Annotated in this window: 8 protein-coding genes; 2 read left to right on the top strand and 6 right to left on the bottom strand. The window is 33.2% G+C overall.

Features of this window, described 5'->3' with window-relative positions:
* Window positions 1-27: 27 nt before the first annotated feature.
* From ABGB03_RS07660 to ABGB03_RS07645, 4 genes are all read right to left on the bottom strand, one after another.
* Entirely contained in the window at window positions 28-225 is a 198-nt protein-coding gene (locus tag ABGB03_RS07660; RefSeq protein WP_347926237.1) for a TraR/DksA C4-type zinc finger protein, read from the bottom strand.
* Between the two features lie 10 nt (window positions 226-235).
* Complete coding sequence (locus ABGB03_RS07655) at window positions 236-361, bottom strand: hypothetical protein (RefSeq protein WP_347926236.1); 126 nt, start codon at window positions 359-361, stop codon at window positions 236-238.
* Window positions 354-725, bottom strand: coding sequence for a hypothetical protein (locus ABGB03_RS07650; protein WP_347926234.1), 372 nt, complete (start codon window positions 723-725; stop codon window positions 354-356). The genes ABGB03_RS07655 and ABGB03_RS07650 overlap by 8 nt, the downstream gene beginning before the upstream one ends.
* Window positions 726-806: 81 nt before the next feature.
* The gene (locus ABGB03_RS07645) at window positions 807-3,359 is read right to left on the bottom strand and encodes an ATP-dependent Clp protease ATP-binding subunit (RefSeq protein WP_347926393.1); all 2,553 of its coding nucleotides are present in this window, start codon (window positions 3,357-3,359) and stop codon (window positions 807-809) included.
* Window positions 3,360-3,620: 261 nt separating this feature from the next.
* Here ABGB03_RS07645 and gyrA point away from each other — a divergent pair, with 261 nt between their 5' ends.
* Window positions 3,621-6,173 (top strand): DNA gyrase subunit A, encoded by a 2,553-nt coding sequence (gene gyrA, locus ABGB03_RS07640; RefSeq protein ID WP_347926232.1) that lies wholly within the window; start codon window positions 3,621-3,623, stop codon window positions 6,171-6,173.
* A gap of 27 nt (window positions 6,174-6,200) precedes the next feature.
* The gene (locus ABGB03_RS07635; protein WP_347926230.1) at window positions 6,201-7,478 is read left to right on the top strand and encodes a tetratricopeptide repeat protein; all 1,278 of its coding nucleotides are present in this window, start codon (window positions 6,201-6,203) and stop codon (window positions 7,476-7,478) included.
* Window positions 7,479-7,532: 54 nt separating this feature from the next.
* Here the strand turns inward: ABGB03_RS07635 and ABGB03_RS07630 are convergent, their stop codons facing one another.
* Both ABGB03_RS07630 and ABGB03_RS07625 read right to left on the bottom strand, forming a co-directional pair.
* The gene (locus tag ABGB03_RS07630) at window positions 7,533-8,282 is read right to left on the bottom strand and encodes a C40 family peptidase (protein ID WP_347926228.1); all 750 of its coding nucleotides are present in this window, start codon (window positions 8,280-8,282) and stop codon (window positions 7,533-7,535) included.
* 9 nt (window positions 8,283-8,291) lie between these two features.
* The gene (locus tag ABGB03_RS07625; protein ID WP_347926227.1) at window positions 8,292-9,470 is read right to left on the bottom strand and encodes an acetyl-CoA C-acyltransferase; all 1,179 of its coding nucleotides are present in this window, start codon (window positions 9,468-9,470) and stop codon (window positions 8,292-8,294) included.
* Between the last annotated feature and the right edge of the window lie 108 nt (window positions 9,471-9,578).

The raw sequence follows: 9,578 nt of genomic DNA, 5'->3' as shown, positions 1-9,578 counted from the left end.
TCACTGTGTTCGCAATGACGAAGTGCATTAACTAGCACAATTAACACAATAGCGAGCATGAGGCACTAATAAAATTCTACCTAAAGGTATTTGATTATGACATTTAAAACACAATCCAAAATCGGTATCATTAATATTTGATAGGCCAACTTTAAGATTCTTAAGTTTTTGTTCAGCTTGTTTTAAAGCAGCCTCATTGATGGATTTGTTTTTAAGAGTATCCATTCTTGATATTCTACCAATAGCGTTTTCGGGAGCTATGGGTTAGGTGAGTTTCTTTGTAATGAATTATTGCCGCTTCAGTTTTAGAAATTTCTTCTGCAATTTTTTCTTCGAGATGCTTTAATTCGCTTTTATTCATTAGACACTAGAGATTTTGCCCATTTTATGGCGTCATCTAAGTCTGAGAATATTTCAAATGGTTTGTTTAAAAACAATTTTTCAATTTCAGCATTTCCTTTTGATAATGGTGCCTCTGCAACAACTGCAAATCCAATTAGATTTTTAACTTTAGAAGTTTGTAAGTAAATAGAAGGATCTACTGAGTAGGAATGTTTTCTATGTGTAATATATACAAACGGTTTATCAATAAAATAATCGTTTGCAATATCTTCTAAGATTTTGTTTTTATCTGGCGTTAAATGAAAGCCTTCATTAATGCGAGAGATAACATAATCGTTATAAACATCAATTGTGCAAAAAGAATATTTTAGAGACTTAAGCATAAATAAAATTAATTATCGAATGTATTAATCAAAAAAAGCTCCACTAATTTGTAAGTGGAGCTTTTTTTAGTTAAATAATATCTACGATTCAGTAGTTTTTTCTGAATGCTTGACTTTTACAGTTAATTCGGTAGCATCTTTTTCATAATCCATAGTAATAATATCACCTTCATGGATTTTAGAAACAATAATTTCTTCTGCTAAAGCGTCTTCAATATATTTTTGAATTGCTCTTTTTAAAGGACGAGCACCGTATTGCTTATCAAACCCTTTATCTGCTATAAATGTTTTAGCTTTTTTAGATAATTTGAGCGTGTATCCTAACTCTTTAATTCTAGCTAAAAGTTTTTCCAGTTCTATGTCAATAATCTTGTCTATATCTTCTCTTTCAAGTACATTAAATACTACAACATCATCAATTCTATTTAGAAATTCTGGAGCAAACGCTTTCTTTAGTGCATTTTCAATAATGTTTTTAGAATGTGTTCCTGCTTGAGATTTTTGAGCAGAAGTACCAAAACCAACACCAGTACCAAAATCTTTTAGTTTTCTAGCTCCAATGTTAGATGTCATGATAATTATGGTATTACTAAAATCAATCTTTCTACCTAGACTATCAGTTAAAAAACCATCATCTAATACTTGTAGTAACATGTTAAAAACATCAGGATGTGCTTTTTCTATTTCGTCAAGTAATACAACTGCGTAAGGTTTGCGTCTTACTTTTTCGGTTAATTGACCTCCTTCTTCATAACCAACATAGCCTGGAGGTGCTCCAATTAAACGAGAAATAGCAAACTTCTCCATATACTCACTCATGTCTACTCTTACTAGAGCATCTTCACTGTCAAATAATTCACGGGCTAATACTTTTGCTAACTGTGTTTTACCAACACCAGTTTGCCCTAAAAAGATAAATGACCCAATTGGCTTATTAGGATCTTTAAGTCCAGCACGATTACGCTGTATAGCTTTAACCACTTTACTAACAGCCTCATCTTGACCAATAACTTTGCCTTTTATTAATTCTGGTAATTTTGCTAATTTATTACTTTCGGTTTGAGCTATTCTATTTACAGGAATTCCTGTCATCATAGAAACAACATCAGCAACATTATCTTCAGAAACTGTTTCGCGATGTAATTTGGAATCCTCTTCCCATTTCTCCTGAGCTTCAGTGAGGCTCTTTTCTATACGTTTCTCATCATCTCTAAGCTTTGCAGCCTCTTCATATTTTTGCTTCTTTACAACCGAATTTTTAGTTTCTTTTACAGCTTCTAGTTGTTTCTCTAGCTCAATAATTTGATCAGGAACATTTATATTGGTAATATGTACTCTCGACCCAGCCTCATCTAAAGCATCAATAGCTTTATCTGGAAGGAAGCGTTCTGTCATATAACGATTTGTCAATTTTACACAGGCCTCAATAGCTTCATCTGTATAAGTTACATTATGATGCTCTTCATATTTACCTTTAATATTGTTTAGTATTTCTATTGTTTCATCAACAGTGGTTGGTTCTACAATTACTTTTTGGAAACGACGCTCTAAAGCACCATCTTTTTCAATATATTGTCTATACTCATCTAGAGTGGTTGCTCCAACACACTGTATTTCTCCTCTTGCTAAAGCTGGCTTAAACATATTTGAAGCATCAAGACTACCTGTTGCTCCACCTGCACCAACGATGGTATGAATTTCGTCTATAAACAAAATGATATCATCATTTTTTTCAAGCTCATTCATAACTGCTTTCATACGCTCTTCAAACTGCCCTCTATATTTAGTTCCAGCAACTAAGCTTGCTAAATCAAGGGTAACTACGCGCTTGTTAAATAAAATTCTAGAAACTTTTTTACTAATTATTCTATTAGCTAATCCTTCTGCAATAGCTGATTTACCAACTCCTGGTTCTCCGATTAAAAGAGGGTTATTCTTTTTACGTCTACTCAAAATTTGAGACACACGTTGTATTTCTTTTTCTCTTCCAACAACAGGGTCTAATTTCCCTTCTTCTGCCATAGCGGTTAGGTCTCTACCAAAATTATCTAAAACTGGAGTTTTAGATTTTTTTGCACCTTTAGCTGTTGATTGGCTAAACGGATTATCTTTTGAATTGTCATCAGAAGCATCATCACCTTCATCTGAAAATGATTCTGCCTTTGGAGATTCAATATAATCATCATCGTTAGCTATCATATATTTAAATTGATCTTTCACGTTGTCGTAGTCCACTTTAAGTTTGTTTAATAGTTTAGTAGTTGGGTCGTTTTCATTTCTTAAGATACAAAGCAATAAATGTGCAGTATTAATTGATGTACTTTGGAATAATTTTGCTTCCAAAAACGTCGTTTTTAAAGCACGTTCAGCTTGTCTAGTTAAATGTAGGTTTTTCTTTTCGTTAGATGCGGTCGTAATGTTTGGGTTAGCAGGACTTAATATTTCTACTTTCCGTCTCAAGTGATTTAAATCAATATCTAAAGCGCTTAAAATGTCAATAGCTTTCCCATTTCCATCACGTAATAGACCAAGCATTAAGTGTTCAGTGCCAATAAAATCATGACCTAAACGTAATGCTTCCTCCTTGCTATAAGCAATAACATCTTTTACTCTTGGTGAAAAATTATCATCCATAAATTTGGTTCCTTTCTGCATTAAAAATAATAAAATCTACTTGATTAAGGCAAAAACTATACCTTAATTATACTTTATTGGAGTAAATGACAATAAAAAGTCTAAAAAATCAAAATAAATCTGCCTATAGTTATTAACTAAAATCATCCTAAATATTGTTGATAAAAAGTCTTAAAAAAGCCTTGTTTAGATAGTGTTTGGACTAACAAAATTGTTATATTAGCTCGATTTGAAAACCTACAAAAACTAATAATTTTATTTATGGCAGAAGGAGAAAAACTCATTCCAATAAATATTGAAGATGAAATGAAATCGGCTTACATTGATTATTCAATGTCAGTCATTGTGTCACGTGCACTACCAGATGTAAGAGATGGTTTGAAGCCAGTTCATAGACGCGTACTTTATGGTATGCATGAATTAGGTGTAAGATCTAATACAGCGCATAAAAAATCAGCTAGAATAGTTGGTGAAGTTCTTGGTAAATATCATCCACATGGTGATACATCGGTGTATGATACTATGGTACGTATGGCTCAAGAATGGAGCTTACGTTATATGCTTGTTGATGGACAAGGAAACTTTGGTTCTATAGATGGTGACAGTCCTGCAGCAATGCGTTATACTGAAGCACGTATGCGTAAGATATCTGAGGACATGTTGGCAGATATTGACAAAGAAACAGTAGATCATAAGTTGAATTTTGATGATACACTTCAAGAGCCAACAGTACTTCCAACTAGAATTCCTGGACTTCTTGTTAATGGAGCGTCTGGTATTGCGGTTGGGATGGCTACAAACATGCCACCTCACAATTTATCTGAAGTTGTAGATGGTACAATAGCGTATATTGAAAATAACGATATAGAAATTGATGAGCTAATTACACATGTAAAAGCACCAGATTTTCCGACAGGAGGAATCATTTATGGTTACGACGGTGTTAGAGAAGCTTTTAAAACTGGTCGTGGTCGTGTAGTAATGCGAGGAAAAGCAATAATAGAAGAAGTTCAAGGACGTGAAAGTATTATTGTAACTGAAATTCCTTATCAAGTTAACAAAGCAGATATGATTAAAAAGACTGCTGACCTTGTTAACGATAAAAAATTAGAAGGTATTTCGACTATTAGAGATGAATCTGACAGAAATGGAATGCGTGTAGTGTACGTTTTAAAGCGTGATGCTATACCGAATATTGTTCTAAATAAGTTATATAAATACACTGCATTACAATCATCATTCAGTGTAAATAATATTGCACTTGTAAATGGGCGACCAGAAATGTTGAATCTTAAAGATATGATTCATCATTTTGTAGAGCATCGCCACGAAGTAGTTGTACGACGAACAAAATACGAACTTAGAAAAGCTGAAGAACGTGCTCATATATTAGAAGGACTTATTATAGCTTCGGATAATATTGATGAAGTTATTGCTTTAATTCGTGCATCAGCTAACGCAGATGAAGCTAGACAAAAGTTAATTGATAGATTTGAGCTTACCGAGATTCAAGCCAAAGCTATTGTTGAGATGCGTTTACGCCAGCTTACAGGTTTAGAACAAGACAAACTAAGAGCTGAGTATGATGAATTAATGAAAACTATTGAAGATTTAAAAGATATTCTTGACAAGAAAGAACGTCGAATGAATATCATAAAAGAAGAGCTTCTTGAAGTTAAGCAAAAATATGGTGATGAACGTCGTTCAGTAATAGAATATGCTGGAGGAGATTTAAGTATTGAAGATATGATACCAAATGAGAAAGTAGTTATTACTATTTCTCACGCTGGTTATATTAAAAGAACATCACTTACTGAATATAAAACGCAGAATAGAGGAGGAGTTGGTCAAAAGGCTTCTACTACGCGTAATGAAGACTTTTTAGAACACCTATTTGTAGGAACGAACCATCAATATATGTTGTTCTTTACTCAAAAAGGAAAATGCTTCTGGATGCGTGTTTATGAAATTCCAGAAGGAAGCAAGACTTCAAAAGGTAGGGCTATTCAAAATCTTATAAATATTGAGCAAGATGATAAAGTTAAAGCGTTTATCTGTACTCAAGATTTAAAAGATGAGGATTATATAAATAATCATTATGTGATTATGGCGACTAAAAAAGGACAAGTTAAGAAGACCTCATTAGAGCAATATTCTCGACCAAGAACAAATGGGATTAATGCAATAACGATTAAGGAAGATGATGAGTTACTAGAAGCTAAACTTACAACTGGTGAAAGCCAAGTAATGCTAGCGCTAAAATCTGGTAAAGCAATTAGATTTGAAGAAGCTAAAACGCGACCAATGGGACGAAACGCTTCAGGTGTTCGTGGTATTAGACTTCAAGATGAAAAAACAGATGAAGTAATAGGTATGATTGCCGTTAATGATATGGAAAGTGATATACTTGTTGTTTCAGAAAATGGTTTTGGTAAACGCTCTAGTTTAGAAGATTACAGAATTACTAATCGTGGAGGAAAAGGTGTAAAAACCATTTCTATTACAGAAAAAACCGGTAATTTAGTAGCAATCAAGAATGTAAGCGATGAAGATGACTTGATGATAATCAATAAATCGGGAATTGCTATAAGAATGGCTGTTCAAGATTTAAGAGTTATGGGTAGAGCAACTCAAGGAGTTAAACTTATTAACTTGAAAGGGAGTGATTCTATTGCTGCTGTGGCTAAGGTAATGCATGATGAAGATGAAGTTGAGTTGGATGAAGAAGGTAATGTAATAACTTCTGAAACAGTTGATAACGCTAATCAAAATGAAGATGGCACAACTCTTGATAATACCAAAGAAGAAGAATAAAATACATTAACAATTAAACTATTAAAAATGAAAAAACAGGTTATACTAGCACTAGCTCTGATGATTGGTTCTTTTTCTTTCGCACAGAAGAAAGAAATTAAAAGTGCCGAAAAAGCTATTAAAAGTAGCAACTATGCAGATGCAAAAGCTGCAATTAGTGCAGCAGAATCATTAATGTCTGCAATGGATGACAAAACAAAGGCAAAGTTTTATTTATTAAAAGGACAAGCTTTGTACGCAAATGGAGCTGGTAGTAATGCTGACATAGATGGTGCATTAGAAAGCTTTAAAATGCTAACGGATTTAGAGTCAAAAACTGGAAAAAAAGTTTATACAAGTCAAGCTAATAGTATTAAAGATCAAATGGGACTAGCTTTAGTAGAAAAAGGGACAGCGGCTTATGGTAATAAAAACTTTGAGTTAGCTAGTAGTAATTTTGAAAAAGCTTATAGAATATCTCCAACTGATACAATTTTCTTGTATAATGCAGCAACTGCTGCTGTTAATGGAAAAGACTATGATACAGCTTTAAAAATTTATAAGGAATTATCGAACATTAGTTATACTGGAATTTCTAAGCAATATATGGCTACTGAGGTTGCCACAGGTGAAGACCAATCATTTCCAAGTGATGTATTGAGAGATTTATCTGTCAAAGCTAAAACGCATACCAACCCAAGGGTTGTTAATACAGATTCTAAAGTAGGTGAAATAGCTAAAAACATTACTTTAATATACATAAGTCAAGGTAAGAATGATAAAGCAATAACGGCAATTGAAGAAGCAAAGAAATCTAATCCAAATGATGTTAATTTAATTCTTGCTGAAGCAGATTTGTATAGACAAATGGATAATACTGAAAAGTATGCTCAGTTAATATCTAAAGCTTTAGAGTTAGACCCTAATAATGTAGCTTTAGTATTTAATTTAGGAGTTACCGCAGCAGATAATAACGATTTTGAAGCTGCTAAAAAGTATTATAATAAAGCCATAGAAATGGATCCAAAGTATTCTAATGCTTATATGAATATGGCTGTATTGGTACTTGATCAAGAAAAAGGGATTATTGAAGAAATGAATAAACTTGGAACTTCAGCGGCTGATAATAAGAAATACGATGAATTAAAAGTGAAGAGAGAACAAGTATATAGAGAAGCTACACCATATCTATCAAAGGTTTTAGAATTAAACCCAAAAGATATTAATGCTGCGACTACACTAATGAATTTATACAGTGCTCTAGATGATACCGCAAATTTCAAAGCAATGAAAGCAAGAGTTGAAGCTTTGAAAAGTGAGAATTAATCTATAACAATTTAGATTTCACAAAAAAGCCGCTTTTTAAAGCGGCTTTTTTTATTATATAATCTTTTTTATAACTCGCAATTTATGTGTGTGGATTTTAGATTCCGCATTGTATATTCCAGTATGGTCTAGTCTATCTATTCTTACTTTTCCGTGTGCGTGAATAATGTAATTATCTTTCATAATAATACCTACATGGATAATATTTCCTTCAGTATTATCAAAAAAAGCAAGATCTCCAGGTTCACTCTCTTCAATAAAACTTAAAGCATCTCCTTGCGTAGCTTGCTGTGATGCATCTCTTAGTAATTTATAACCGTTAAGTTTATAAACCATTTGTGTAAATCCAGAGCAGTCTATTCCAAAAGGTGTCTTTCCACCCCATAAATAAGGTGCATTTAAATAAAAAGAAGCTATATGTAATATGTTGTTTTTTTGAAGAACACCAGATGTGGTATTCCCATCATGAATATGGTTTAATATCGATAATCCATTTAATGATGCGCCTAAAGGTATAGGAATTAATTCTTTTGAAGTGTTTTCTATAAATTCCACTAAATCTGTAGCATAAACAGGTACAGTTTGTTGTAGTTCTTTAAACTCACTTTCTGTAATCTCATGATACTGTTTGTTATCAATCCAACCTTCATAACTGTCAAAATCCAAACGAATTTTACTCCATTTTTTTCGTTTTTCTAGTACTTTAAAAAAATCACCGTAAAGCACTTGCGAAACCAATTCAGAAGCATCAGAAGCTTCTAATCTTAAAGGGACAATACTCAGATTGCAAATTCCGTATTGCATCAAATAATATTAATTACGTTCTATAATAATAGCAGATGCACCACCACCACCATTACAAATAGCCGCAGCTCCAATTTTAGAATTGTTTTGTTCTAATACATTTAATAATGTCACAATTATTCTAGCTCCAGAACATCCTAATGGATGCCCTAAAGAAACTGCTCCACCATTAACATTTACATTATCATCTGTCAATCCAAGAAGCTTCATATTTGCTAATCCTACTACAGAGAAGGCCTCATTAAACTCAAAATAGTCAACATCTTTGATATCTATACTCGCTTTAGCCAAAGCTTTTGGCAAAGCTTTGGCTGGTACAGTGGTGAACCATTTTGGCTCTTGTGCAGCATCGGCATAACTTTTAATGGTTGCTAAAGGCTTTAAACTTAATTCATTTGCTTTTTCTTTACTCATCAACACTAAAGCTGCAGCTCCATCATTAATTGTAGAAGCATTAGCAGCAGTAACTGTTCCGTCTTTAGTAAATGCAGGACGTAAAGCTGGAATTTTTTCTATTTTTACGTTAGTGTATTCTTCATCTTTACTAACAATTATAGGTTCTCCACGACGTTGTGGGACTTCAACTGGAACTACTTCATTACTAAATTTATTAGCTTCCCAAGCTGCAGCTGAGCGATTGTATGACTGAATGGCGAAAGCATCTTGATCTTCTCTAGAAAAATTATATTCAAAAGCACAAGCATCTGCGCAAACACCCATAGCATTTCCATCATATACATCCACTAAGCCATCTTTTTGCATACCATCTTCAAGTGTTGTAGGTCCAAATTTTGTCCCAGTTCGTGCATGGTAATAGTGAGGGATTAAGCTCATGTTTTCCATACCTCCAGCGACAATAATATTTGCATCACCGAGAGCAATAGATTGAGCTGCTTGCATTACTGTTTTCATACCTGAAGCACAAACTTTGTTAATAGTGGTACAAGGAACAGTATCCGGGATCCCAGCATAAATAGCTGCTTGTCTCGCTGGTGCTTGTCCAGTTCCTGCTTGAACAACATTTCCCATTAAAACTTCTTCAACTAATTCTGGGTTAAGCTGAATTTTATCTAAAGCTCCTTTAATTGCTATTGCTCCTAATTTAGGTGCTGGAATTGTTGATAAAGCTCCTAAAAAGCTTCCAATAGGAGTTCTAACTGCTGAAACGATTACAACCTCTTTACTCATTATAATTTTATGAATTTATTAGTGATGCGAAATTAGTTAAAATTTAGAAGAAAATAGAATGATTATGTCAATATCATTATCTAAGTTGCGCCTTTATTTTTATTACTT

It is taken from the genome of Pontimicrobium sp. SW4, from assembly GCF_039954625.1.
In the GTDB taxonomy this organism is placed as follows: Bacteria; Bacteroidota; Bacteroidia; order Flavobacteriales; family Flavobacteriaceae; genus Pontimicrobium.
Note: the sequence above shows the minus strand (reverse complement) of the source record. Positions and strands in the feature narration are given on the sequence as shown.